The organism is Nocardia sp. NPDC056100, from assembly GCF_042266325.1.
GTDB lineage: Bacteria > Actinomycetota > Actinomycetes > Mycobacteriales > Mycobacteriaceae > Nocardia.
The window spans coordinates 1,071,054-1,094,985 of the sequence record NZ_JBHJVY010000002.1; the positions used below are offsets into that span (position 1 = coordinate 1,071,054).

The 23,932-nt window shown below is 65.9% G+C and carries 25 protein-coding genes; 14 read left to right on the top strand and 11 right to left on the bottom strand.

The genetic code is table 11. The features are described 5' to 3' along the window. The first annotated feature begins 75 nt into the window (after positions 1–75). Together ACFC0O_RS16975 and ACFC0O_RS16980 are read left to right on the top strand one after the other, a co-directional pair. Complete coding sequence (locus ACFC0O_RS16975) at positions 76–489, top strand: VOC family protein (RefSeq protein ID WP_375958728.1); 414 nt, start codon at positions 76–78, stop codon at positions 487–489. Between the two features lie 164 nt (positions 490–653). Continuing rightward, positions 654–1,391, top strand: a complete 738-nt coding sequence (locus ACFC0O_RS16980; RefSeq protein WP_375958730.1) for an alpha/beta fold hydrolase — start codon at positions 654–656, stop codon at positions 1,389–1,391. 6 nt (positions 1,392–1,397) lie between these two features. Here ACFC0O_RS16980 and ACFC0O_RS16985 read toward each other — a convergent pair whose 3' ends face one another. Then, the gene (locus tag ACFC0O_RS16985) at positions 1,398–2,348 is read right to left on the bottom strand and encodes a LysR family transcriptional regulator (protein WP_375958732.1); all 951 of its coding nucleotides are present in this window, start codon (positions 2,346–2,348) and stop codon (positions 1,398–1,400) included. 139 nt (positions 2,349–2,487) lie between these two features. Here ACFC0O_RS16985 and ACFC0O_RS16990 point away from each other — a divergent pair, with 139 nt between their 5' ends. The 3 genes from ACFC0O_RS16990 to ACFC0O_RS17000 are packed head-to-tail and all read left to right on the top strand — an operon-like array spanning position 2,488 to position 4,949. Beyond that, positions 2,488–2,904, top strand: coding sequence for a hypothetical protein (locus ACFC0O_RS16990; RefSeq protein WP_375958734.1), 417 nt, complete (start codon positions 2,488–2,490; stop codon positions 2,902–2,904). Further along, positions 2,901–4,214, top strand: a complete 1,314-nt coding sequence (locus ACFC0O_RS16995; protein WP_375958735.1) for a YhgE/Pip domain-containing protein — start codon at positions 2,901–2,903, stop codon at positions 4,212–4,214. Before ACFC0O_RS16990 ends, ACFC0O_RS16995 begins: the two co-directional genes overlap by 4 nt. Before the next feature lie 45 nt (positions 4,215–4,259). Continuing rightward, entirely contained in the window at positions 4,260–4,949 is a 690-nt protein-coding gene (locus ACFC0O_RS17000; RefSeq protein ID WP_375958737.1) for an alpha/beta fold hydrolase, read from the top strand. 97 nt (positions 4,950–5,046) lie between these two features. On the opposite strand, the gene ACFC0O_RS17005 is transcribed toward ACFC0O_RS17000, so the two are convergent. From ACFC0O_RS17005 to ACFC0O_RS17015, 3 genes are all read right to left on the bottom strand, one after another. Continuing rightward, positions 5,047–5,250, bottom strand: a complete 204-nt coding sequence (locus ACFC0O_RS17005; RefSeq protein ID WP_375958739.1) for a hypothetical protein — start codon at positions 5,248–5,250, stop codon at positions 5,047–5,049. Between the two features lie 12 nt (positions 5,251–5,262). After that, positions 5,263–5,463, bottom strand: coding sequence for a three-helix bundle dimerization domain-containing protein (locus ACFC0O_RS17010; protein ID WP_375958740.1), 201 nt, complete (start codon positions 5,461–5,463; stop codon positions 5,263–5,265). Positions 5,464–5,604: 141 nt separating this feature from the next. Continuing rightward, the gene (locus ACFC0O_RS17015) at positions 5,605–6,060 is read right to left on the bottom strand and encodes a MarR family winged helix-turn-helix transcriptional regulator (RefSeq protein ID WP_375958742.1); all 456 of its coding nucleotides are present in this window, start codon (positions 6,058–6,060) and stop codon (positions 5,605–5,607) included. Between the two features lie 77 nt (positions 6,061–6,137). Between ACFC0O_RS17015 and ACFC0O_RS17020 the strand changes: the two genes are divergently transcribed. Beyond that, positions 6,138–7,121 (top strand): zinc-binding dehydrogenase, encoded by a 984-nt coding sequence (locus ACFC0O_RS17020; RefSeq protein WP_375958744.1) that lies wholly within the window; start codon positions 6,138–6,140, stop codon positions 7,119–7,121. 5 nt (positions 7,122–7,126) lie between these two features. Here the strand turns inward: ACFC0O_RS17020 and ACFC0O_RS17025 are convergent, their stop codons facing one another. Together ACFC0O_RS17025 and ACFC0O_RS17030 are read right to left on the bottom strand one after the other, a co-directional pair. After that, a complete protein-coding gene (locus tag ACFC0O_RS17025) occupies positions 7,127–7,717 on the bottom strand; it encodes a TetR/AcrR family transcriptional regulator C-terminal domain-containing protein (RefSeq protein ID WP_375958746.1) in 591 nt (196 codons plus the stop codon). 87 nt (positions 7,718–7,804) lie between these two features. Continuing rightward, complete coding sequence (locus tag ACFC0O_RS17030; RefSeq protein ID WP_375958748.1) at positions 7,805–8,620, bottom strand: SDR family NAD(P)-dependent oxidoreductase; 816 nt, start codon at positions 8,618–8,620, stop codon at positions 7,805–7,807. Here ACFC0O_RS17030 and ACFC0O_RS17035 point away from each other — a divergent pair. Beyond that, positions 8,598–9,323: an NADPH-dependent F420 reductase gene (locus ACFC0O_RS17035; RefSeq protein WP_375958750.1), complete on the top strand. Its 726-nt coding sequence runs from the start codon at positions 8,598–8,600 to the stop codon at positions 9,321–9,323. The genes ACFC0O_RS17030 and ACFC0O_RS17035 overlap by 23 nt on opposite strands. Before the next feature lie 53 nt (positions 9,324–9,376). On the opposite strand, the gene ACFC0O_RS17040 is transcribed toward ACFC0O_RS17035, so the two are convergent. Both ACFC0O_RS17040 and ACFC0O_RS17045 read right to left on the bottom strand, forming a co-directional pair. Beyond that, the gene (locus ACFC0O_RS17040; protein WP_375958752.1) at positions 9,377–10,219 is read right to left on the bottom strand and encodes an SDR family NAD(P)-dependent oxidoreductase; all 843 of its coding nucleotides are present in this window, start codon (positions 10,217–10,219) and stop codon (positions 9,377–9,379) included. Then, complete coding sequence (locus tag ACFC0O_RS17045) at positions 10,216–11,148, bottom strand: SDR family NAD(P)-dependent oxidoreductase (RefSeq protein WP_375958754.1); 933 nt, start codon at positions 11,146–11,148, stop codon at positions 10,216–10,218. Before ACFC0O_RS17045 ends, ACFC0O_RS17040 begins: the two co-directional genes overlap by 4 nt. A gap of 70 nt (positions 11,149–11,218) precedes the next feature. Here ACFC0O_RS17045 and ACFC0O_RS17050 point away from each other — a divergent pair, with 70 nt between their 5' ends. Beyond that, positions 11,219–12,133, top strand: coding sequence for a LysR family transcriptional regulator (locus ACFC0O_RS17050; RefSeq protein ID WP_375958756.1), 915 nt, complete (start codon positions 11,219–11,221; stop codon positions 12,131–12,133). A 60-nt stretch (positions 12,134–12,193) separates the two neighbouring features. Here ACFC0O_RS17050 and ACFC0O_RS17055 read toward each other — a convergent pair whose 3' ends face one another. After that, positions 12,194–13,081, bottom strand: coding sequence for an NAD-dependent epimerase/dehydratase family protein (locus ACFC0O_RS17055; RefSeq protein ID WP_375958758.1), 888 nt, complete (start codon positions 13,079–13,081; stop codon positions 12,194–12,196). Positions 13,082–13,118: 37 nt separating this feature from the next. Further along, entirely contained in the window at positions 13,119–13,559 is a 441-nt protein-coding gene (locus tag ACFC0O_RS17060) for a nuclear transport factor 2 family protein (RefSeq protein ID WP_375958760.1), read from the bottom strand. A 139-nt stretch (positions 13,560–13,698) separates the two neighbouring features. Between ACFC0O_RS17060 and ACFC0O_RS17065 the strand changes: the two genes are divergently transcribed. From ACFC0O_RS17065 to ACFC0O_RS17080, 4 genes are all read left to right on the top strand, one after another. Next, the gene (locus ACFC0O_RS17065; protein WP_375958762.1) at positions 13,699–16,392 is read left to right on the top strand and encodes a LuxR C-terminal-related transcriptional regulator; all 2,694 of its coding nucleotides are present in this window, start codon (positions 13,699–13,701) and stop codon (positions 16,390–16,392) included. A gap of 45 nt (positions 16,393–16,437) precedes the next feature. Then, positions 16,438–16,692: a hypothetical protein gene (locus ACFC0O_RS17070; protein WP_375958764.1), complete on the top strand. Its 255-nt coding sequence runs from the start codon at positions 16,438–16,440 to the stop codon at positions 16,690–16,692. A 24-nt stretch (positions 16,693–16,716) separates the two neighbouring features. After that, positions 16,717–19,449, top strand: coding sequence for an AAA family ATPase (locus tag ACFC0O_RS17075; RefSeq protein ID WP_375958766.1), 2,733 nt, complete (start codon positions 16,717–16,719; stop codon positions 19,447–19,449). Between the two features lie 224 nt (positions 19,450–19,673). After that, complete coding sequence (locus ACFC0O_RS17080) at positions 19,674–20,660, top strand: Lrp/AsnC family transcriptional regulator (RefSeq protein ID WP_375958768.1); 987 nt, start codon at positions 19,674–19,676, stop codon at positions 20,658–20,660. Between the two features lie 40 nt (positions 20,661–20,700). Here ACFC0O_RS17080 and ACFC0O_RS17085 read toward each other — a convergent pair whose 3' ends face one another. Continuing rightward, complete coding sequence (locus ACFC0O_RS17085; protein ID WP_375958770.1) at positions 20,701–21,042, bottom strand: hypothetical protein; 342 nt, start codon at positions 21,040–21,042, stop codon at positions 20,701–20,703. Positions 21,043–21,737: 695 nt separating this feature from the next. On the opposite strand from ACFC0O_RS17085, the gene ACFC0O_RS17090 reads away from it, so the two are divergent. Next, a complete protein-coding gene (locus ACFC0O_RS17090) occupies positions 21,738–22,451 on the top strand; it encodes a response regulator transcription factor (RefSeq protein ID WP_375958772.1) in 714 nt (237 codons plus the stop codon). Further along, on the top strand, positions 22,448–23,926 hold the full coding sequence (locus tag ACFC0O_RS17095; RefSeq protein ID WP_375958774.1) for a sensor histidine kinase: 1,479 nt from the start codon (positions 22,448–22,450) through the stop codon (positions 23,924–23,926). Before ACFC0O_RS17090 ends, ACFC0O_RS17095 begins: the two co-directional genes overlap by 4 nt. The last annotated feature ends 6 nt before the right edge of the window (positions 23,927–23,932 follow it).

Sequence of the window (23,932 nt, forward strand, 5' to 3'; positions counted from 1 at the left end):
CCCTCCGTCACACCCCGTCCAGGCCAGTGGGCCTCGAACCAGCGGGTAGGGTGACGGTGTGCAAGCATCGGTCGCATGGCTATCTCTGCGGAATCCATCGCGCACCTGCGGCTGACGGTGTCCGATATCGACCGATCGCGGGACTTCTACGAGAAAGTCTTCGAATGGCCGGTGGCGCTGGAGGTTCCGGATGACGCCGATGCGGAATTGCGGCAACGGTTGAGCTTTCTCGATGGCGGGGTGATCTACCGCATGCAGCACGGATTGATCGGGCTGCGGCCGGTAGCGTCCGATCGCTTCGACGAGAATCGGGTCGGGCTGGACCACCTCGCGTTCTCGCTCGGGTCACTGGCTGAACTCGAGACTGCCGCAGCGCATCTGGACGCCTGCGGTGTGGCGCACGAGGACATCAAGGACATCGGCGTCAGCTATATCCTCGAGTTCCGGGATCCGGACAACATCGCGCTGGAACTCGTCGCCCCGAAATAACGTCGAAAATCCACCGCGAGCTGCGGGTTTGGGCAGATTGCATGCATCGGTGTCGTAGGGCCGGGCAATTTCCCAGATCCGCGGGAATGGCAGCTCGTGGCATTGACCGTTTCCGTGCGCGGCTGGACGATTGCGCGAAATGGCGGTGCGAGGAGAGGGATTCGATGACGAATTGGTTGCTGCTGCGGGGGCTTACACGGGATCAACGGCATTGGGGTGGGTTCGATCGGGAGTTGGCGGCGCGGTTGGGGGTGCGCGTCGTGACGATCGATCCACCAGGTTTCGGGACGCAGAATGGCCGGGTCTCGCCGCGGAACATGTCGGCCATCACCGACGATATTCGAGGACGGTTCGAACGCGGAGACCAGGAGTGGTCGCTGCTGGGGATCTCCCTCGGCGGCATGATGGCCCTTAATTGGGTGGAGCGATATCCGGAGGATTTTCAGCGCTGCGTGGTGGTGAATACCGGAGCACCAGCGGTATTCCGGCCACATCGAATGAAGTTCGGACTTGTATCGCTGGTGGCGGGCAAACAGTTTCGGTCACTGGAAGCGCATGAGGCCGCGGCGTTGGAGCTCTCCAGCAATCAACCGAAGGCGGATTTGACGAAGTTGGCGGTGACCTGGGCGCAGTATCAGCGCGAAGCCGCGCCACTGAGCGCAAGCGCGGCGGCGCAGGTGGCCGCCGCCGCCACATTCCGCCTGCCGACACGAATCCCGTTGCCGCTGTTGGTACTCGCGTCCAAGGGCGACCGTCTGCTGGACCATCACATGTCCAAGCGAATCGCCGCCCGCCTCGGAGCTCCCTTGGAGCTGCATCCCGATGCGGGCCACGATCTGCCCCTCGATGACCCCGCCTGGGTGTGCGAGCAGGTCGCGCGCTGGCTGGCGGAGGTGAAGTAGCCGGGCCTAGTTCGGCTCCCCGATCGGATCACCGTCGGCATCGGGCACATAACCGGTGGCGAACACTTCGGCCAGATCCTTGACGAGATCGGTTTCGCCCGATCGCCGCCAGACCAGCGCCCAGCGGGCAGGCGGAACATCGGGCATGGGGATATAGGCGACATCGGGTCTGCCGTAATACCGGGCGGCGTGCCCATGTACCGGGGTGATGGCCCTGCCCGCCGCCACCAGCAGGATCAAGTCCTGGAAGTTGGCGGCGTGCGCGGTGCGGGCGATGGGCCTCCCGCTGGGAGTGAAGAACGGGACGGCCGCCGCGGCCCAGTAATCAGGGGGCGTCGTGTCCGGGTCCGATGGCGGCACACCGAAGACGCCGTAATCGGCCAAATCCTCGTAGGACGCCGATTCCCGCTGTGCCAGTGGATGATCCGCGCCGACAAGCAGCACGAACGGCTCCTCATAGAGCGTTGGACCCACCACCAGGTCGGGTTCGTGAATAGGCAGCCAACTCACCAGCGCATCGATCGCGTCCTCGCGCAGCGCGCCGAAGGGATTGCCGAAGTGAATATGCTCGAGATGCACCTGACAATCGGGGTACTTCGACTGGAAAGCGTCCAGCAGCGGCCGCACCTGTTCGAGATCACTGCTGGTGAGCCCCAGCCGCAGAATGCCCGCATCGCCGTAGCGAGTCGCCCGCGACGCCCGCCCCAGACTCGCGCGCAGATCCCGATAGTTGGTTTGCAAATCGTCCCGCAGCCGCACCCCAATCGGGGTCAATCTCACTGTGCGACTTGATCGTTCGAAGAGTTTGCCGCCGATACGGCGCTCCAATTTCCCGATCACCTGACTGACCCTGGCCTGCGAAACATGCAATCGCTCCGCGGTCCGGCCGAAATGCAGCTCCGCCGACAGCGTCAGAAAAATCTCGATATCGCGCAAATCCAAATCGCGCAGGTCCATGCGGTTTTCCAATCGATCACGGCGGCTTATCGCATCATACGCATTTCCCCGTTGATCAATTCCCGCCGCGAACCGAGGCTGAGATCATCGACGACCGCCGAGGGGGCGTTCGCCGCCCGCCCGATCGAAAGAGCAGTCAATGCCAACGCTTCCGTGGTCGACCATCGGCACGCCCGGCACCCCCGAGGTGCAGTGCATGGCCTCGCGCCTGGAGGTCAAGTCGCTGCGCAACGCGCCCGGCTTCCTGCTGGCCTCACTCGCACTGTGGTGGCAGGCCCGCCGCTCCCCGGGAGTACTGGGCGTGGCCCTGAAGGCCGAGATGTTCAAAGGCGTCTTCTGGACCTACTCGGCCTGGGACGACAAATCCGCGATCTACTCCTACGCGCGCACCGAGCCGCACCGCTCGACCGTCGCGCGCAAGCGAAAGGTCATGCGAGACGCCACCTTCGTTTTCTTCACCGCACCGGCGGATGACATGCGCCTTTCCTGGGAAGAGATCGGCCGTCGCATCGACGCGCAGCGCGATTCGACCGCACCGACCTCCTCCCCCGCATGAGCCCCAACCCGATGCGGGTCGCCCGTGACTTCGGCCGTCACCCCGCGACCTGGCTCCCACCGCTGTTCATCATGCTGCTGCTGGCGCTGGCGCTGCCCGCGATCTACCTCGGCGGGACTCTCGACCCGTCCGCGAATCTGCGTGGGCTACCGGTCGCCCTGGTCGTCGAACCGCAGACCACCGCTGGTTTCGATGCCGCCGAGCAGGTTCGCGAAGCCATCGCCCAGCACGTCGACCGCGAGGCCATCGACCTCATCGAGATGACGCCCGAAGAGGAACGCGAGCAGATGGCGGGCGGCAAGATCGCCGGAGCCGTCCGCATACCCGCCGATTTCAATGCCGAGACCGGCCGACTCGTCAGCGGCGCACCCGGTCCCGCCACTCACGCGGTGGTCTATCTCGACACCAACCCGGCGGCCGCGACGATGAGTACGGGGTTGTTCACCGGCCATCTCACGCCTTTGGTCGCGTCGGTGAACACGTACCTGGGCATGGTGGAGCCGTCGTACAAAGCGCCGATCAGCGCCGCCACCGCTACCGCGCTGGCCAGCCCGTTCACCATCACGACCGCACCGCTCACACCGCTACCCGCGCGTACCGGATTCGGGACCAGCGTCTTCTACTACGCCGTCGTGCTGGTTCTGCTCGGCTTCATCGGTGCCTCGGTAATTCATCCGATTGTGGACTCCGCCAGCGGTTTTCAGCCGAGCGAGCTGGGCCCGAAGGTGCAACGCCGCCGGTACACCCATCTGTCCCGCCTTCACATGCTCGTCGTCAAATGGTGTGTGGCGCTGATCGCGGCACCCCTGAGCGCCGGACTGATTCAGTTGATGGCGACCAAAGTGCTGCACATGCCGGCCGACTCCCCCTGGCAGCTGTACCTGTTCTCCACCAGCACAATTGCCGCGGTCGCGCTCAGCGCCCTGACGGTCTTCGCGATCTTCGGATCACTCGCCCCACTGGTCAATATGTTCTTCTTCATCGCCCTGGCCATGACCTCCTCGGCGGGCACGATTCCCGCGGAAGCCACCCCCGCGTTCTTCCGCGTGATCGCGAATTTCGAACCGATGCAACCGATCGTGTCCGGGTTGCGCTCGATCCTCTATCTCCACTCGGTTCCCCTGTCGGGACTGCGCGCGGCCTGGATCCATGTCGGTGTCGGAGCCTTGCTCGGTGTCGTCATCGGCCTGATCGTCACCACCGGCTACGACCGGATCTCAGCTTTCACCCGGCGGCCGAGTCGAACCGACAGTGATCACGACCCCGATCTACGTCAAATGACGGATGCCACGACCGCGTCACCTTCCTAGATTCGATTGTGCAGAACAGCATTTCATTGATCGAGGAGACTTCAGATGACTGCGCAGGACAAGACGGTCGTGCTGGTTCACGGCGGGTTCGTGGACGGGGCTGGATGGCGTGGCGTCTATGACGAGCTGACCCGCGATGGGTTCGACGTGCGGGTCGTGCAGAACCCGACCAAGTCGCTCGATGACGACGCGGCCACCACCCGCCAGATTCTCGACGGCATCGACGGACCGGTCGTACTCGTCGGGCATTCCTACGGCGGCGCGGTCATCACCGCGGCCGGCACACACCAGAAGGTGGCAGCGCTGGTGTACATCACCGCGTTCGCCCCCGATAAGGGCGAATCGGTGAACGCCCTGCTGGGCACCTTCCCGCAGGACGGCCCGCAGCCCCCGATCCTTCCCCCGGTGGACGGCTACCTGTTCCTGGACCGCGCCAAGTTCGCCGAGGCCTTCGCCGGTGATCTGCCCGCACAGGACGCCAAGTTCCTGGCCGACTCCCAGGTGCCGTGGGGCCTGGAGGCCCTGGGCGGCGTCATCAGCGAGGCCGCCTGGCGCTCCAAGCCCACCTGGTACCTGCACGTGACCGAGGACCGCATGATCCCGCCCGCTGCACAGGCTTCCATGGCCGAGCGCATGGGCTCGACCGTGGTCGAAACACCCGGCAGCCACGCGGTCTACGTATCGCGTCCCGCCGTCGTCGCGGACATCATCCGCAGTGCGGCCGAAGCCGTCTGATCCATGTGATCAGATGAAAACCGCTGGGCTGCCGCACACCGAGATGTGCGGCAGCCCAGCGGCATGCAAGCGTGCCCGTCCGATCCGGCTCGGCAGATCAGAATTCCGGCGCCGGTAGCTGCGGGAATCGGCGCCGGATCGTGCGAATCTGCTGCCGGATCTGGTCGAGTTCGGCCTCGATAGCCTGATTCGGTTCCCCGTCGCGCCACTGGCCACGCCGCCGAATCAACGCATGAGCGTGCCCTTCGAGTTCGGTGAGGAAGATTCGCGCCTGCGCTTCCTCGGAGTCCTCGCCGCTCACCCGCGGCTCGAATCAGCGCACCGCCGAAGCCAATTGGCGGATAGCCATTCGCTCGACGAGGAGCGGAACGAAGTCCCGAACCGGCCGCCCGTCGAAGGTACGGTGTAGATCGGCCACGATATCGGCGATAGCCCCGGTGCCGATCGTGGGAAATTTGTCGGCAAGACGCCCGACGAGTGCTTTGATCTGTTGATCCTCATCATTTGCTGCCATGTTTCATGGTCACCCGCACCCCTGCGCACAGTCAACAGCTGTTAATCCGATGCGCGCAGTATGTCACGCTCTGCGCACCCCGATATCGCCGATTTCACAGACTCGCAACATAATTCGATGCGGGAGCGCTCGATCGCCGCGTCAGCGCACCTCCGGGGTCGGTCCGAGCATGCGCTGCAACAGAATCCGCAGCTGATCCCGCTCTGCCCGAGGCAAGGATCCGGTGAGCGAGGAGAGGTCGTCGGCGATCTCCGCCGAAAGCCGCGTGGTCAACTCCAGCCCGGCCGGACTCAGGAAGACCTCCACCGCCCGCCCGTCATCGGCGGCGGGTGCGCGCTGAACCAGGCCGCGCTTCTCCGCGCGCGCAATGAGTCCGGTCATCGTCGATTTGTCCAGACCGAGGTAGTCCGCGAGTGCGGCCATGCGCGGGCGGCGGTCTCGCAGGATTCCGAGCACGCGAATCTGCGTGAGCGACAAGTCATGTTGGGCCCCCACCTTGTTCAGCATCGCCATGATCACGAACGCGGTTTGCGCGAGGGCATCGAGCAAATCGGCTTGATCGGCCCTGATTCGAGGCGTTTCGGGTTCGGCTTCCATGACCTCAGACTAGTTGACTTGGTTGGTACTGCAAACTACATTTGATTTGTATTACCAACTAAATCTAGGAGCTCGTCGTGAAGGCAGCAGTCGTTTCCTCATTCGACAATCCACCCCACTACCAGGACTTTCCGAGCCGGACCGCGGCGAACGGCCACGATATGGTCGTAGAGGTGCTCGCGTCAGGCCTGCATCCACGCGTGCGCTCGCAGGCCGACGGCTCGCACTACACCAGCACGGGCGCACTGCCGCTGGTTCCAGGCATCGATGGCGTCGGGCGCGGAGCGGACGGGCTGTTGCGCTATTTCGTGCTGCCGGACACCGCACTGGGCGCGATGGCCGAACAGACCGTTATCGACCCGCGGCGCAGTATCGTGCTGCCCGAGCACAGCGATCCGATCGCGGTCGCCGCCGCGATGAATCCCGCGATGTCGGCGTGGGTGGCGCTGCGCAGGCGCATCACCTTCGAGGCCGGGCAGAATGTGCTCATCCTCGGAGCTACCGGCAGCTCCGGTCAGATGGCGGTCCAGATCGCGAAGTTGTTCGGCGCCAACCAGATCATCGCCGCCGGACGCGATACCGAACGGCTCGCTACGACGGTCGCCCTCGGTGCGACCGATACCGTCGAACTCGTCGGTGAGCCCGATACCGTTGCGGCACAACTGGGTCGAGCGGCCGCCGAGGTCGATGTCGTCATCGATTACGTGTGGGGTGCGGCCACCGCCGCGGCAATGGCGGCCGTGGTCACCGATCGAGCCGATCGTGGCCGGCCACTCACCTGGATCGAAATCGGTTCTGTCGCAGGACCGACCGCGTCGATCCCATCCGCCGCGTTGCGCGCCGCACGGCTGCAGATCGTGGGCAGCGGACAGGGATCGGTCGATACCCGCGACATCCTCGCGGAGTTGCCCGCATTGGCCGAGCAGATCACCACCGGGACATTCGATATCGACGCGCGGGCGATGCCGCTGGCCGATATCGAGCGCGCATGGTCCGATGCCCCCGGCACCACACAGCGAATTGTCTTGACACCGAACGAGGTTCGCGCAGCGCACTCGTGAACGAACTAGCCGAGATGCAACAGGCGTGCGATTCCGTACTCGAAGCGGGCGTCGAAGGAATCGTCGAGCAGCAGCGGAATGCCCACCCGGGCCAGCGCCGGGTAGGACCCGGTGTCGAGCAGTCCCGCCACGTAGGTCCGGGGCTGCTCGTCCGGGGTCTGCTGTTCCTGGGTCAGGCCGAGGGTGAAATACACTATGGCCCAGCACAATCGAGCGGCGTCGGCATCGGAGAATCCGGCCTGTAGCAGGCTGGAGACAATGACCTCGGCCACGCGCAGCGTCTTACCGGTGCCGGTGAACGTGCCCGCGACCAGACGGCCGCCGTCGCGATGGGCCAGCAGCGCCGCCCGGTACCGGGTGGCGATCGTATGCACCCGCTCGATCGGGTCCGACGGCAGTGTTCCGGTGTCGACCGATCCGACGATGGTGTCCGCCATGAGGTCGATGAGCGACTGCTTCGTCTTAACCTGCCAGCTCACCGAATTCAGGTGCACGTCCAGGGTTCGCGCCACCGCGCGCAACGTCAGCCCCTCCAAGCCGGCCGCCTCCAGCGTCGTGAAGGCGGCCTCGATGACATCGCCCTGGGTCTTGCGCATGGCCGATACCCCTTCCCGATATCCGGACGGCTGCCGCGATGGCCCAGTCCGGTTGGTCATCGTACAAGTACGGGGATCATGGCTGAGTCATGCGCCGAATGCGGCCTGCGACACCACATCCCACGACCGCCATTCGGCGAGCCGGGCGGCATATTCCTGCTCCATCACCGCCAGCGGCCCACGACCGAAGAAGATTCGCAGCGGCGGTTCTTGGGCATCGACCACCTGCAAAATGGCAGCCCGGGTGGCGCTCGGCTCCCCGCGCACGCCCGCCGGACGCGCCATCGCGGCGCGGAAGTCGTCGTAATCAGGCAGCCGGTGTGCGTGCACCGACGACGGACCGGACCAGTCCGTGGCGTAACCGGCCGGTTCGACCAGGGTCACCTTGATGCCGAAGTCCTTGACCTCGGCCGCAAGACTGCCGGTGAACCCCTCCAGCCCGAACTTCGACGCGTGATAGAGGCCGAGCCCCGGCAGTGAGTACACCCCGGCGATCGAGGACACCTGAATGATGTGACCGCTGCCCTGCGCACGCAGGTGCGGCAGGGCGGCCTGCGTAACCCACAGCGGGCCGAAGAGATTCACCTCGACCTGATCGCGCGCCTGGCGTTCATCGATTTCCTCGATCATGCCGAACAACCCGTAGCCCGCGTTGTTCACCACCACATCGAGGTGGCCGAACCGCTCGACCACGTCATCGACTGCGGCGAAAACCGCCGCGCGGTCGGTGACGTCGACCTCGATGGGCAGGATCGCGTCATCGTATTTGCCCACCAGGTCATCGAACGCATCACCCGAACGACTGAACGCGGCGACGCGATCACCGCGTTCGAGTGCGGCTTCGGTCCATTCGCGGCCGAAGCCCTTGGATGCACCTGTAATGAGCCATGTCTTCTCGGACATGTTGTCCTCCAACATTCTTGTTCACCGACCAAGTAACACGATTCCAGTTAACTTGGTCGTCGACCAAGTGTCAATGGCCGAACCGACTATCCCCGCATGCCTGGATACGAGGCCGTGGACGACGACTTCGGGTAGATGTGGATCCATGAGAATTACTGTGATCGGCCGGGGACACGTCGGCGGCGGACTGGCGAAGCGGTGGACGAAAGCCGGGCACGAGGTAACGGCGGTGGGCCGAGACGGTGGTGACGCCACCGGCTCGGAGGTTGTGGTTGTGGCGGTTCCGGGGAATGCGGTGGTGCAGGGACTGGCCGCGGTGTCCGGGCTCGGCGGGCAGGTGACGATCGATGCCACCAACTCATTCGGTGATCGACCCGAGGGCTTCGATTCGGTTGCCCTGCAGGTGAAATCGATTGTCGGCGGCCCAACCGCGAAGGCGTTCAATACCAACTTCGCTTCGATCTACGACGCCATCGATGCCGAGCCGGTTCCACCGGGGACATTGTTCGCGGCCGAGGATGAGGCGCGCGCGGTGACCGAGCGTCTCATCCGCGATGCCGGATTCGATCCGATCCACCTGGGCGACTTGACGAAAGCACCGCTGCTGGAGAGCTTGATCGCGCTGACGTCGACGCTCGATCGGGGCGATCTCGGCCCCTTCTTCTACCGTTTCAACCGTCCGGGTGAGTTCACCACGTCGTGATCAACTCACCCGGCACGATCTGGTCACGGCCGTGATGGCGCACGCCGACACTGCTATCGGACACTCGTCGGCGACCATGGCAGTACCGTGTGGTCGCGGATGAGTTCGCCGTAGTGCGCGGGATCGACGGGGTCGAAGGCGAGATCGAGCAGGGCCGTCGCGGCTTGGGCGGGGGTGGGGGCGGTGGCGACGTCCCACCACAGCGCCGAGGTGGGGGTGTTCATCATGCCGGGGCAGAGGGCGGCGATGAGAATGCCTCGGGCCGAGTCGGTTTCGCGGCGGAGGGCGGCGAGGGTGCGGACCGCGGCTATCTGGCCGATTTTGGAGGGGATGTTCACGAAACCGGGCCAGGGGCCGGAGCGGGCGGAGCCGTCGGCGACCGCGTCACGCCAAGCGGTGATCTGGGCGTCCACGGCGTCCAGGGAGGCGAGGTCGTCGAATCGGGGGTGTAGTACCGGAGCGAGATAATGCAGTGTGCCAAGGGAACTCGCCACGATCAGCAGGCGGGCGTTATCGCGTAGTAGCGGCGCGAAGGCGCGCAGTAGGCGGGTGGTGCCGAAGTTGTTGACCTCGGCGTAGTCGTGCACGATGCGGCGAGGATCGTCCTCGGGGCCGACGCGCATCACCGCGTTGCCGAACACCACATCCACCCCACCGTGGCGGGAATTGATCTCCGCGGCAAGCTTTTCCGCGCCGCGCGGATCGCTCACGTCCAGGATCGCGCCGCGTACCCGCGCTCCTCCTGCAGGGAGCGAGGCGACGGCCTCGGTGACGCGCCCCAGATCGCGTCCGGTGAGGTAGACGGTGTCGGCGGGATCCATGCGCTGGGCGAGACCTTCCGCCAGCGCCAGGCCCAATCCCTGGGTTGCCCCGGTGACCAGCGCGACCCGGCTCATCGGGTGGCCTCGGCGATCATCCGCTCCGAGCGTTCCCACAATCGTTGCGCGCCCGTGGGATCCAGCGCGTATCGGGCGACTCCATACAGGGTGCCGGTGCGCCTCTCGACGGTGTCGGTCTCATTGCAGTCGGCGAAGTAGTGACCTCCGATTCCATGCAGTTCGGGGCTGGTGGCGACCAGAACCGCTGTGGCGGCGGCCTTGTCGACCGTCCTGATCTGTTCGGCGGGCACACGCCCGCTGCCCCGGCCGCCGGTGTGGCGCTGCAGGTTGGTGTAGACCGCACCGGGGGTCACCGCATTGGCCGTGATGCCGTCGGAGGCCCACCGGCGCGTGGCCTCGACCGCGAAAAGCACGTTGGCGGTTTTGGATTGGCCGTAGGCCAGCCACGGATCATAGGGCCGGAAGGCGAAATGAATGTCGTCCCACACGATCGGCGAGAGCTGATGGCCCGAGGAGCTCACCGTGACGATGCGCGCGGCTTCGGCCGCCGCCAAGCCGCGATGCAGCGCGGTGGCCAGGGTGAAGTGACCGAGATGGTTGGTGGCGAACTGCCATTCCCAGCCTTGATCGGTATGGCGTTCCGGCCTGGCCATCACCCCGGCGTTGTTCACCAGGATGTCCAGCGGCCCGTCCCATCCGGCGGCGAACCCGGTCACCGATTCCGGATCGGTCAGATCGACCACACCCACATGGACGCTGGTGTTGCCGGTGGATTCGGTGATCTCGGCGGCGACGCGTTTGCCCGCCTCCGGATCGCGGACGGCCAGGGTCACCTCCGCGCCGATCGCGGCGAGGGCACGTGCGGTCTCGGCCCCGAGTCCAGAGGAAGCGCCCGTGACCATCGCGCGCCGTCCGGTGAGATCGAGTCCCGCCGTGGCGTCGGTCGTGCTGCTGTCGAAGCCGAATGGGGTGCTGATCAGTGTCATATCTTCACGCTAGAAGCCACGCGGTCATGTCGGCAGCGAGAAATTGTCAGAGGTGGTATGCGTAATAGTCATGACCTTCGGTGCTGCGTCGCTGACCTCGCTACGGGTTTTCCGGGAGGTGGCCGAGCGCGGGACACTCACCGCCGCGGCCACCGCGCTGGGCTATACCCAATCCGCGGTGTCGCGGCAGATCGCCGCGCTGGAGCGCGCGGCCGGAACCCCGCTCATGGTGCGCCGCCACGATGGTGTGCGATTGACGCCCGCGGGGCGGATCGTGGCCCGGCGCGCGGCCGCGGTGATCGATCAGATCGACGCCACCGCACGGGAATTGGCCGGGCTGCCGGATGAACGGGCGACCGTTCGCCTGGGCTGGTTCGCGAGCGCCGGCGCGAGTCTGGTTCCGCTCGCGCTGGCTCGGCTGCGTCGCACCCATCCCGGGGTGACGGTCCTGGGCCGCGAAGGCAGCACGCCCGCGCTGGTTCGCGCACTGCGCGCGGGCACCCTGGACCTGGCGCTGGTCGCCTCCGCCCCGCCCTACCGGCCGCTCGATGCCGAATCCCCCGCGCTGCGGGTGCAGGTCCTGACCGAACGCGGCCTGCGCGTCGCGGTCCCGGCGGACCATCGGCTGGCTCGCGCCGACACCGTCGACGTAGCCGACCTGCACGGCCAATCATGGATCGCCGGACCGGGTGACGATCGCACGATGGGAGTCTGGCCCGGTCTCGACGAGCGCCCGAATATCGTTCATACCGTGCATGATTGGCTGGCCAAACTGCACCTGGTCGCCTCGGGCTGCGGCATCACCACCATCCCCGTCGGCTTGATCGCCGTCGCACCGCCGGGGGTGCGGGTACTCACCGTGCGAGGGGGACCCGCCGAACAGCGGCGCATGCTGCTGGCCCGGCTGCCGGGCCCCCTCCCCGACCCCGTCGCCCGGGTTACCGAGGCCCTGCGCGACGCGGCTCTGGAACAGGGAACGAACTAATCAGCGAAATAGCGAGATGATTTCCTCGAGTCGCCTGTACCGCCCGACTTTCGGCGCGGGTCAGGCTTTCGGGGCGTAACTGCCGAATTCCAATTCCTCCAGCAGGCTGGGTCCGTGCGGTGTCCAGCCGAGCTCCGAGTGCGCCTTCGCACCTGTTGCCTGTTGATCCAGGAGCAACGCCTCGGCTAGGTAATCCCCGAGGCGCGCGGTGGTCGCCTCGTCGGTCTCGGACACCACGCCCGGTGCTCCGATGGCCCGCGCGGCCGCTTCGGTCAGTTCCCGGACAGTTGGGTTGACCCCACTCGCCGCGATGAACCGCCCACGGGCCGTGGGTGTTTCGATGACCAGGCGGAACAGCTCGGCCACGTCGGCAGCGTGTACCGTGCACCAGTGCTGTCGCCCGGAGCCGACGGTGGTCAAGTTTCCGGCGCTGTCGCGAGGCGCTCCCGCGATCAGCCCGGCAGCGCTGCCGCCTCCGTCGCCGTACACCATCGCCGAGTTGACGATCGATACGCGTGCGCCCTCGATCGCCAGTGCCTGCTCGGTGAGGGCGGGACGCCAGGCCACTATGGCGGGTGGGTTGAACGGTTCATCCTCCGCGACAGTGGAATTCGAACCCCACTCCCACAGGCCCGCGATATGCGCGTACGGCTTGCCGGTGCCGGTGAAGGCGCTGCGCACCGCGGCGACGACCGCCGCGTCGAAGTCCGCCGCCTTCGCATCGCCGGTTGAGGCGGTGTGGATGGCACCCTCGCAGCGGCGCAGGAGTTCGACCAGGAACGCCTCGTCGTCCACCGCACCGACGATGGCATTCACCCTGTCGGACTTCACTTTCGCCGCCGCCTGTTCGCTGCGTACCACCGCCGTCACCGTATGGCCCGCCCCGGTCAGCGCCGTGAGCACGTGCGATCCGATGTAGCCGGTCGCGCCGGTGAGCAGAATGTCCATGTGCCACGCCTTTCCGTTGTACGAGTGCCGTGTCGTTTCAGGGTTGGAGCGCGGCTTCGAAGTTTCCGAGGACGCCGAGTTGGGCGAGAATGACCGTGCCCGAGGGGTAGCAGTCGAATCGCTTGATTTTGCCGTTCGACAGTTCGAAGACGTCACAGCATGGTGCGTCCATGCGGTTTCCGGTTGGTGGGAGGATCCGGCCGTCGCCGAAGCTGAGTGGGTCCTGGTGGGTGCCCTGTAGGGCGAGTTGCACGATCACCAGATCACCGCTGACGTAGACCCGGTACAGCTCGCGGTGCATATCGGGGAACGCCCGGCCGTAGTTCTCCACCGGCCAGGCGCGGTCCTTCCCGAGGTAGGTCACCCCGGCGGATTCATCGGTGAAGGTGCCGTCCTCGGTGAACGCGTCGAGCCACCCGTCCAGGTCCTTGACCTCGGCGATCCGATACGCGTCCCGAATGATCTGTTCGTTGTTCATCACATCAGCCTCACCGCGACCCTGGTGAATCGGCGTCACCCGGATCCGGTGAATTCCGGCGACCGTGCGTCGAATCCGGTTGCGGTGCAGATGGAACGGCGGCGCGGCTACCCTGAGATGGGCGCAACGAGAGGCGGATATGGCAGAACTCCCCGGTATATCCGATGCGGCCGCCGGGGACACTCGGGCGGCGGGGCTCGGTTCCGGGCGTTCCGGGTTGATCGCCCGGAGCGAGTTGGTTGCGGCCCTCGAGCGCGCCGCCACGACACACAGGGTGACCATCGTGGCCGCACCCGCCGGCAGTGGAAAGACCTCACTCCTGCACGGATGGGCGGCAGGCGCGGACCAGGAACGCCCTATCGCGTCGATACAGGTGCGGGCGGGACAGCGTGATCCTCAGCAGTTCTGGCTTACACTGCTGGCAGCCATTCAGCGGGCCGCTGGGAACGACCCCGAATCGCGAGTTACCACACCGGATTTCGACGGCTACGCCATGGTCGAACGCATCCTGTCCGAACTGGCCGAGTTCGCGACACCGGTGTTCCTGGTCATCGACGATCTGCACGAACTCTCCGGCACCGATGCTCTCGAGCAGCTCACGCACCTGCTGACGAACCTGCCGGAGCATGTCCACGCGATCGTGGCGGCGCGGCGCGATCCGCCATTGCGCCTGCACAAGATGCGACTGGCGGGGCAGCTCGCCGAAATCCGCGGCGCACAACTGCGTTTCAGCGTCGACGAAACCCGGCAATTCCTGGCCGCGGCGGGAATCTCGCTGTCCGGCAATGCGATAGCCGCGCTGCACGAGCGCACCGAGGGCTGGGCGGCGGGCCTGCGGCTCGCGGCGCTGTCCCTGGCCGAGCATCCCGACCCGGAGCGGTTCGTTGCCGAATTCTCCGGCAGCGATCGCACCGTCGCGGAGTATCTGATCGCCGAGATGCTCGAACGTCAGCCCGCCCGAGTGCAGGACATGCTGCTGCGGACCGCTCTGCTGGACCAGGTCAACGGCGAACTGGCCGATCTGCTCACCGAGAGCGCCGGATCCGAGAAGCTGCTGCTCGAACTCGAGGACGCCAATGCCTTCGTGCTGGCGATCGACCCCGAGCGCACCTGGTTCCGATACCACCACATGTTCAGCGGATTGCTGCGCCTGGAATCGCGCCGCGTTATGCCGGAACGGATTCCGGGCCTGCACCGGCTCGCGGCGAGCTGGCTCGCCGCCCACGGGCAGGTGCTCGAAGCAATCGCGCACCTGCAAGCCGCGGGTGAATGGGGTTGGGCGGCAGAACTTCTCACCGATCACGCGTTGAGTCTCACGCTGGACGGCCGGGCGGCAACAGTGCAGGCACTGTTGCAGGCCTTTCCGGTGCACGTGGACGGAAGTCAACCCGAACTCGCTGTCGTGCATGCTATTTCGGCGCTCGACAGCATGCACCTGGGTGCGGCGGCTGCACATCTCGAGTTGGCCAGAAAGCACGCCGCCGCAACGCCCGCGGAACGTCAGCAGACCGTCTGGACCTCGATCACCTCGCTGGAGCTGCTGCTGGCACGGCTACGCGGAAATTTCGACGATGTGATCGAACAGGTCGGATCATTGCCCGCGGCGATAGCGGGTGAATCGAATGCCGATCTCGCCGTCAGCGGTGACCTGCGTGCGCTGGCGCTGCTCAATCTCGGTGTGACCGAGTCTTGGTCGTTGCGGCTCGCGGACAGCGCTCGGCATCTGCGCGAGGGTGCGGCACTGGCGCATTCCATCGGCCGCCCATATCTGGAGGTGGCGTGCCGGGCACAGCTCGCATTCGCCTCGACCACATCGTCGCTCGTCGTTGCCGGTCAGCGCGGCGCGGAGGCGATCGCACTGGCCGAACAGCACGGCTGGCAAGATCAGCCGGTCATCGCGCCCGCGCTGGCCACGCTCGCGGGCACCATGATCTGGACCGGTGAGTTCGACAGGGGTGAAATCTGGCTCGAGCGCGCGATGCATGTGACGCGAGCCGGGAGCGAGCCGGGCCTGGCCCTGTTCATTCACCTTATTGCCGGAATGCTGCATGCCGGACGCGGACAGCTCCATCGGGCACTGGAGGAGTTCGATCTGGCGAACACCGTGCAGGCGAGCATGGCCGGTCGGCACGCGCTGGCGTCACGGGTATTCGGTGGCGTTATAGCGACGCAGGCCAGGCTCGGCAGGATCGGCGACGCACGCACCACGGTCAACGCGCTGCCCGAACGGCTGGCGGGTGCGAGCGAAATCCGCACGGCCCTGGCCGTTGTGAGCCTGCATGAACAGTATCCACACACCGCGCGCACACAACTGCGCGCGGTGCTGGACGGCGCGGCGCCGGTGACTCACGATGTCACGCTGGTCGAGGCGCACCTGGTGGACGCGCTGGCGAGCCACGCGCAGGGCGATCATCGCGCGGCGCTCACGGCTTTGGACCGCGGGCTCGATCTGGCCGAACCGGAGCGCCTGATTCTCCCGTTCGCTGTGACCGGCGCGTGGCGGCTATTGGAAACCCTGCCACCGCAACGCACTTCGCACGCCGCCCTGATCGCCGATATTCTCGACGCCGTGCGGGGCGGCGCTCCCGCGTCCTTGCCAACGACCACACCCGCGGCGGCGCTCAGCCGTAGTGAGCTGCGCCTGCTCCGCTACCTGCCCACCAATCTCACCCGCCCCGAAATCGCGAGCGCCCTGTCGGTTTCGGTGAATACGGTCAACACGCATATTCGCAGCATCTACGCCAAGCTCGGCGTCACCGATCGCTCGGGGGCGGTGCGACGCGCACGAGAACTACGCCTGTTGTCGAGCGGACGCACCACCTCGCTCACCTGATCCCGGCGATGGCATCTCACCTGCGCCGCACCGACACTGATCGGTATGGGCGATGACCCGCACGTGATCCGGCTGCGGGTGCAGGGCCGCCTGGGACCCATCGCCCTGTCCGCCTTTCCCACCATGACCGCCATCCACCAGGACGCCTGCACGGTGCTGACCGGGCAGCTGCCGGACCGGGCGGCGCTGTTCGGCCTGCTCGTCGATATCGAGAACCTGGGCCTGGACATCGTCGAGATGCGCACACACCGGGTACGCGCGGCGGATCCCACCGTGTCGGATAACCCCGGACGGCCTTGATGACCTCGATTAACATCGGTGATCGTGGTAGTGGCGCAACTGATCGGCCGGGACCGGGAACTGGCCCAGTTGCAGGTCTTCACAACGAATTCCAGTCTCGGTGGCGGTGCGCTGCTGATCGTCGGTGAGGCCGGTATCGGCAAGACCGTATTGCTGGATGCGACCGCGGATATGGCCGCTGCGGCGGGGGTGCGGGTATTGCGTGGCGCCGGCGTCGAATTCGAGGCCACCGTGAGTTTCGCCGCGCTGCATCAATTGCTCTATCCGCTGGATGCGGAGCTGCGGGAATTGCCTGCTTCGCATCGTCGTACCCTGGCGATCGGGCTCGGGATCGAGGATGGGACGGCACCGGATCAGCTCGCGCTGGCACATGCGGTGCGGGCGTTGCTCGTTCTCGCGGCGGAGCGGCGGCCGGTCTTGCTGATCGTGGACGATGTGCACTGGATCGACCGGGCCAGCGCCCTGGTGCTGGGTATGGTCGCCCGTCGCCTGCGCGAAACCCGGGTGGGTCTGGTCGCGGCGGTGCGCGCCGGTGAGGACAGTCTGTTCGAGTCCGAGGGGCTGGATGAGCTCCCCGTCGGTCCGCTCGACGATGCGGCCGCCGCGGCCTTGATGACAGCGCACTACCCCGATCTGCCCACGCGCAGCAGGCATCGCTACCTCGCCGAATCGCAGGGCAATCCGTTGGCGCTGGTGGAATTGCCCGGTGCGCACAGCGCGCATCGGGCCCCGGGTGTCACTCGCGTCGGGCGTCGCCTGCACACGCTGTTCACGCGGCGCATCGCGAACCTGCCGCCGCGCACCCGGCAGCAGTTGCTCGCGGCGGCGCTCGCCGGTGCGGGATCGGCGCTGCCGTCGGCGCTTTCGACGGGGATTTGCGATAGCGCGGACCTCGCGCCCGCGGAGGAGATGCGACTCGTGCGGGTCGATCCCGGCACGCATGAACTGCGATTCCGGCACCCGCTGATCCGTGCGGCGGTGGTGGAACTGGCCACCCATGAGCAGCGGCGGCAGGCGCATCGGGAACTGGCCCAACGGTTTCCGGAGGATTCCGAACGCCATGCCTGGCATCTGTCGCAGGCCACCGTCGAACCCGATGAGCAGGTCGCCGAGTTGCTCGAGCGAACCGCCGCGCGTACTCAGCGCCGCGGTGATCCGGTGGGCGCCATCGGATTGCTCTTGCGCGCAGCCGAACTCAGCCCGCGCACCTCGGACCGCGATCGTCGCATCATGGTCGCGGCGTACCTGGGCGCGGATGTGACCGGCGACCTGTCCGAGGCGCATCGAATGATCGAGAGCGCGGAGCGCGGGCCGGGCGGCTCGCTCGCCGGTGTCGTGGCCGCCACCTCGGTGATGCTCAATAGCGGCGGCGATATCGACACCATTCACCAGCTGCTCGTCAATGGGATCAAGGGCGCGCACAATCCGTCCGACGCGGGCGATCCGGCCGTGGTCGAAGCCCTGTATGTCCTGCAGGCCACCTGCGTATTCGGTTCTCGCGCAGGTCTATCCGAGGCGTTCCACGGGGCGCTCGAACGTCTGGACCCCGCGCCGCCGGAGTTCCTGGTCCTGCTCGGGAGCACGTTCATGCTGCCGTCCCGCCTGGGGTTGTCCACCATGGGCCGCCTGGACGCGGCGATCGCGGGAATCGGTGAGCAGACCGATCACGCGTATATCGTGCGCGTCGCCATCGCCGCCCTGTACGTCGATCGCCTGGCCGGGTGCCGTGCGGCCCTGGAACAGGTCGCCGCGCACGGGCGTGCCGGTGGCGCAATCACTTCCGCGATCGAGGCTTTCGTGCTGCTGGGCTATGAGGCGGTGCAGAACGGGGAATGGGATCGGGTGCTGCGATTGACCGCCGAGGGCCTCGAACTCGCCGAACGGCACGGATACCGGCTGCTCGGTGGACTCCTATACCAGCACCAGGCCTACGTCGCGGCCGCGCGCGGTGCGTACGACGACGCGAAAACGCTGGCGGACAACACGATTGGATGGGCAGCCCCCAACCGCATCGGACTGATCCTGAACTACGCGGCTCATGCGAAATCACTGGCCGCCCTCGGCGGCGGCGAGTTCGAGACGGCCTACCTGTACGCCGCCGGAGTGTGCGGTCCCGGCACGGTCCCGGCCCACGCTCCGCACACGCTGTGGGTGCTGCAGGATCTGGTCGAAGCCGCGGTCCGGTCGGGCCGCACCATCGAGGCCACTCAGCATGTGCGCGACCTCGCCGAGGCCGATATCGCCTCGCTCTCACCCAGACTCGCGCTCGTGGTCGCCGGAGCCGAGGCGATGATCGCCAACTCCGAGGACTATCGGTCGCGTTTCGAGACGGCCCTGGCGACGCCCGGCGTCGAACAATGGCCCTTCCACCAGGCTCGTATCCACCTCGCCTACGGTGAGCGCCTGCGCCGCGCGAAGCTCACCACCCTCGCCCGCCGCCACCTCACAGCCGCCCTGGACGTCTTCGACCGTCTGGCCGCCGAACCGTGGAAAGCACGGGCCCGCAACGAACTCCGCGCCACCGGCCAGCCAGCCGCTGTGCCCGAGCTCATCGACACCCTCACCCCGCAGCAGCGAGAGATCGCGCTGCTGGCCGCATCCGGGCTCACCAACAAACAGATCGCCGAACGCCTGTTCCTGTCCCCCAGAACCGTCAGCACCCACCTCTACCAACTGTTTCCCAAACTCGGCGTGACCTCGCGCGCGGCCCTGCGCGATGCCCTCGGTCCCCGTCCGATCCGTAATGATCGGATCTAATGCGCCGTATCAAACAACATTTCCGGTATGTCCAGAACCTGTTGCAGCACACCGAGACCCGCGTCCGAATCGCGCCGGATCCCAGGCAGTGTCAGAATCACGATCGTGATGTTGATGGACGGCGGCGGGGTGCCGAGGCCGCCGGTCGGCGGCGACTGCCTGCGGTAATCGTCGCTCTAGCAGAAAATCTACTAAAACCTCCAACAATCGAGTAGATTTCCGGCATGCCCTCCAGTCAGACGATCGAAAGACTCCAGATCATCCACATGCTTGGTTGTGATGTCAGGATGTCTTACGCCGCCATGGCCACGGTCGCCGGAATCTCCGAACAGACCGCAGCACGCCGATACCAAACTCTCGTCCGCAACGGCATCCTGCGATGCACCGCCACTTTGGATCACCGCACCCTAGGGCAGCACGAATGGATTTTGCGAATCACCCCGAGCTCCGAAGGTACCAAGCTCGCCGAAATGCTTGCGCAGCATGACGATATGAGCTGGGTCAGCATGACCGCCGCCGATGTCGTCTGCCTCTATCAACCGCAGACGGCCGCCGATAACGACCTCATGCTCACCGACCGCATTCGCTCCACCTCCCTGGTCGAATCGATGGATGCCCGCCAGGTTCTGCGCCGCTTCCCGCTGCACACCACCTGGCCCGATCTCGGCTGGACCCTCGACGCCACCCAGCGCGAACGACTCACCGAGGCAGCAGATCCCTTATTCGCGATCGACCGGCACGGGGATACCCCGAACCACGATGCCGCCGACCTCAGTGCGGATGATCGGCGGCTGATCGCGCTGCTCGCCGAGGATCCGCGCGCCTCGTACAGTCACCTCGCGCGGGTCACCAACCTCACCCCGGCGCGCGTGGCGACACGGATCATCGACCTCACCGAAGCCGGAGTCCTGCGCTTCGACCTCGAGGTGGATCAGAACCGTCTCGGCCTGCGCATCTCGGCCGCGCTCTGGGCAGGGGTCGACCTGGACAAACTCGACGCCGCCGGACACGCCCTGGCGCGCATGAGCGAAATCCATTACGTCTGCGCCACAACCGGACCCACCGCCATCTTCGCCACCATCGCCGCCCGCGATACCGAACACCTCTACAACCTCCTGACCAATGAACTCGCCCGCATCGACGGACTGCACTCGATCGATGTGCGCACCGACCTGCGCACCCTCAAACGAAGCAGAGTCCGCGCCGGCTGACGCTGATTCACGGGCACCGAGTGGGAATCGTGAATCGGGATCAGGTTGTGCGCAAAGCCATCTCAATACTCGAGAGTGTCTGCCTCAATGACGCCACCTCACGCCTCGCGGCGTTCTCGGCATCATGGAACACGCTGACCTGACGGCTCGTCAGATCGGCTCCGGCGCGCACGGCGGCATTGAGAGCGGCGTCGGTGAGCGACAGGTCATGTCGAGCTTGGCGACATTGGGCCAGCGCTTCCGCGCGGACCGCCGAATAGCGGCTCCACTGGGCCGCCTCGGCCGTAATCACCGCCAGCGCAGCGGATTCCAGGGACTTGCCAATCTCCGCGTAATACCGGCACTGGGCGAGGAACGCATGGTGTGCGTGCGCGAATCTCATGCCGCACGCCCTGCGGCGCAAGGGGATTCGTTCCGCCGGGTATCTCGGGAACAGTGATCTCGAGGGTGATCGGCAATCGAGCCCACTAACCGCGCGATCCGGCCTTCGTCCGAGTCCATCACGCGGAATATGGCCCGAGCCTGCTGGGTCACCGAAGACACCCCTCTTTTGTGGAACTATGTAGTTTCAAAATATCGAAGGAACAGTAACTTAGGGTGGCATCCGCACCGGTGGGAATAGCCCCGACCTGGCAAAACCGTGATGGAGAACACGCTCGGCGACATCACCACATCAGGGTCAGGACCCCGATCCGAATCGATGACACCGTCGGCGGCGGTATCAGCCATCGGATCCTTTCGACACCGGCATCGAGGCTCACGACCGACTCGACCGACGGTACGAATTCAACAGCGTGACAGCGCATCTGAGCTTCGGTCGCGCATTGTCTCCACTCGAGGGCCAGAACGATTATCCCGGCCCATTCGAGAGCCCAGCTGCGCCGGCAATACGCCGACCTCTTCCCCGCCGAGTTCGCGATTGCGGAACCGTTGCGTGGGCGTTCGCGAATCCATGGCCCTCGGGTGGGAAGTCTCTGGGGTAGCCGCGCGTGACGCTGTGGATTGGCTGGGAATTCGGGCGGTTCGGTGTCGGCGGGTGCCAGGAATGAGTGGCTGGACTGGCCTTATTGTGGGATCGTGGCCGAGCGAATGGTGTCTGCGAGCATGCGGGTTCTCGTTGTCGACGATGAACCGAATATTCGGGATCTGCTGGGGGCGGCGTTGCGGGCAAGTGGCTTTTCGGTGACCTCGGCGGCGAATGGAGTGGAGGCGCTGGCGAGCGCGGCGGCGAATCCGGTCGATATCGTGGTTTTGGATGTGATGCTGCCGGATATGGACGGGTATACGGTGGCCCGGCGGTTGCGAGGCGCTGGTAATGATGTGCCGGTGCTGTTCTTGACCGCGCGGGATGCGGTCAAGGATCGGATCGAGGGGTTGACCGCGGGTGGGGATGACTACGTCACCAAACCGTTCAGCCTCGAAGAGGTGGTGTTGCGGTTGCACGCCATCATGCGGCGCACGGTGGTACCGCAGAATGCGGAGGTGACATTGCGGTTCGCCGATCTGGAATTGAATGCGGACGCGCACAGCGTGACTCGCGGTGGCGAAGGGCTGTGGCTGTCGGCCACGGAGTTCAATTTGCTGCGCTACTTGATGACCAATGCCGGAAAGGTGGTCAGTAAGCGGCAGATTGTGGATCAGGTCTGGGATTCGGCGGACGGGCGCGGGGATCGGGTGGTCGAGACGTTCATCAGTCAATTGCGGCGCAAGGTCGACGCGCACGGTCCGGCTTTGATTCATACGGTTCGGGGTGTGGGGTATTCGCTGCGCCTGCCCGGTGAGAATTCGTGATTCGGTTGCGCCGCAGGTGGACTCTGCGCACGCGCGTGCTGGTGGCGGCGCTGACCATTACCGCGGTCGGAATGGCGGCGTTCGGAATTCTCGCGGTCTCGATGCTGGATCGGGCCGAGCTCGCGCGCATCGACGCACAGCTGAATACCGTGGTGGCCGATATGACTTCGGTCAATCGGCCTCCGCCGCCGCCGCGGCCCGTCGACAGTACGGCCGAGGATCAGGTGCCCTCGCCATTTCGGGTGTTGTTCTTCGATATCAACGGTGAACCCACCATTCGAATCGGTAGCTCGGTATCGCCACCGGAACTGCCCGCGATGGATGCCACCGCCGTGCGAGCGCGAGGCACGCGCGCGGTCACCGTCCCCGCCCATGATGGCAGCGTTCAGTGGCGCGTCCGAACGGCGTATCAACCGCCGAATCAGTTCGAGCCCAATGGCGGCACCGTCGCGGTCAGCATGTCACTGGATACCTACGACGCCACCCTGAGCCAGCTCCGCACCATCGAGATCGCCGCCGGAATCGGCCTGCTGGCGATACTCGGCGCGGTCGCGACCTGGCTGGTCCGTGTCGGCCTGCGCCCGCTGACCCGCATCGAGCACACCGCGCAGGCGATTGCCGCCGGGGAGTTGGATCGCCGTGTTGCGCAAACCAATTCGTATACCGAAGTGGGCCGCCTCGGCTCCGCGTTCAACATCATGGTCGAACGCCTGTCGTCCGCCCTGCATCGCATGGAGGAATCCGAGGCGCGAATGCGGCTGTTCATCGCCGACGCCTCGCATGAGTTGCGCACCCCACTCACCTCGATTCGCGGCTACGCCGAACTGTATCGATTCAGCGGCCCGCAATCTGCCGACGAGGTCGAGCGCATGATGCGCCGCATCGAGGACGAAGCCGTCCGCATGGGCCTGCTCGTCGATGACCTGCTGCTGCTCGCGCGCCTCGATGAGGAGCGCCCGATGGATATGACCAAGGTCGACCTGACCGCCATCGCAGATGACGTCGTGCATGATGCGGTTGTCCGTGCACCCGAACGCGTTGTGCGGCTACACATTCCGGCGAAGCCCGTACACACCTACGGTGACGAGCATCGATTACGACAGGTCCTGACCAACCTGATCGGCAACTCCCTCACCCACACCCCCGCCGATTCCGCCGTCGACCTCACCATCTCGCGCGGACCCGCACCCTCGACCACGGAAGTCATCGCCCGAGCCGGTGCCGCGATGCCCGAGTCAGGCGACCTCGCAATCATCGAAATCCGTGACAACGGACCGGGTATCGCACCTGACAAGGCCCCGTACGTCTTCGATCGCTTCTACCGCGCCGACGAATCCCGCTCCCGCACAGGAGGTTCCGGACTCGGATTGGCCATCGTCAGCGCCATTCTCGCCGCACATGGCGCGCAGATTCAGCTCATCACCGCATCCGGTGCGGGAACCCGCTTTCGCATCCTGGCCGAACTCGCACCGTGACAACCA

Excerpts from the sequence above, each read along its gene's own strand:
- ACFC0O_RS17035 (WP_375958750.1), top strand. The coding sequence starts at position 8,598 with ATGAGCCATGTCTTCTCGGACATGTTGTCCTCCAACATTCTTGTTCAC.
- ACFC0O_RS17065 (WP_375958762.1), top strand. The coding sequence starts at position 13,699 with ATGGCAGAACTCCCCGGTATATCCGATGCGGCCGCCGGGGACACTCGG.
- ACFC0O_RS17030 (WP_375958748.1), bottom strand. The coding sequence starts at position 8,620 with ATGTCCGAGAAGACATGGCTCATTACAGGTGCATCCAAGGGCTTCGGC.
- ACFC0O_RS16990 (WP_375958734.1), top strand. The coding sequence starts at position 2,488 with ATGCCAACGCTTCCGTGGTCGACCATCGGCACGCCCGGCACCCCCGAG.
- ACFC0O_RS17055 (WP_375958758.1), bottom strand. The coding sequence starts at position 13,081 with ATGGACATTCTGCTCACCGGCGCGACCGGCTACATCGGATCGCACGTG.
- ACFC0O_RS17000 (WP_375958737.1), top strand. The coding sequence starts at position 4,260 with ATGACTGCGCAGGACAAGACGGTCGTGCTGGTTCACGGCGGGTTCGTG.
- ACFC0O_RS17085 (WP_375958770.1), bottom strand. The coding sequence starts at position 21,042 with ATGAGATTCGCGCACGCACACCATGCGTTCCTCGCCCAGTGCCGGTAT.
- ACFC0O_RS17040 (WP_375958752.1), bottom strand. The coding sequence starts at position 10,219 with ATGAGCCGGGTCGCGCTGGTCACCGGGGCAACCCAGGGATTGGGCCTG.
- ACFC0O_RS16975 (WP_375958728.1), top strand. The coding sequence starts at position 76 with ATGGCTATCTCTGCGGAATCCATCGCGCACCTGCGGCTGACGGTGTCC.
- ACFC0O_RS17045 (WP_375958754.1), bottom strand. The coding sequence starts at position 11,148 with ATGACACTGATCAGCACCCCATTCGGCTTCGACAGCAGCACGACCGAC.
- ACFC0O_RS17050 (WP_375958756.1), top strand. The coding sequence starts at position 11,219 with ATGACCTTCGGTGCTGCGTCGCTGACCTCGCTACGGGTTTTCCGGGAG.
- ACFC0O_RS17025 (WP_375958746.1), bottom strand. The coding sequence starts at position 7,717 with ATGCGCAAGACCCAGGGCGATGTCATCGAGGCCGCCTTCACGACGCTG.
- ACFC0O_RS17010 (WP_375958740.1), bottom strand. The coding sequence starts at position 5,463 with ATGGCAGCAAATGATGAGGATCAACAGATCAAAGCACTCGTCGGGCGT.
- ACFC0O_RS17070 (WP_375958764.1), top strand. The coding sequence starts at position 16,438 with ATGGGCGATGACCCGCACGTGATCCGGCTGCGGGTGCAGGGCCGCCTG.
- ACFC0O_RS16980 (WP_375958730.1), top strand. The coding sequence starts at position 654 with ATGACGAATTGGTTGCTGCTGCGGGGGCTTACACGGGATCAACGGCAT.
- ACFC0O_RS16995 (WP_375958735.1), top strand. The coding sequence starts at position 2,901 with ATGAGCCCCAACCCGATGCGGGTCGCCCGTGACTTCGGCCGTCACCCC.
- ACFC0O_RS17015 (WP_375958742.1), bottom strand. The coding sequence starts at position 6,060 with ATGGAAGCCGAACCCGAAACGCCTCGAATCAGGGCCGATCAAGCCGAT.
- ACFC0O_RS17060 (WP_375958760.1), bottom strand. The coding sequence starts at position 13,559 with ATGAACAACGAACAGATCATTCGGGACGCGTATCGGATCGCCGAGGTC.
- ACFC0O_RS16985 (WP_375958732.1), bottom strand. The coding sequence starts at position 2,348 with ATGGACCTGCGCGATTTGGATTTGCGCGATATCGAGATTTTTCTGACG.
- ACFC0O_RS17080 (WP_375958768.1), top strand. The coding sequence starts at position 19,674 with ATGCCCTCCAGTCAGACGATCGAAAGACTCCAGATCATCCACATGCTT.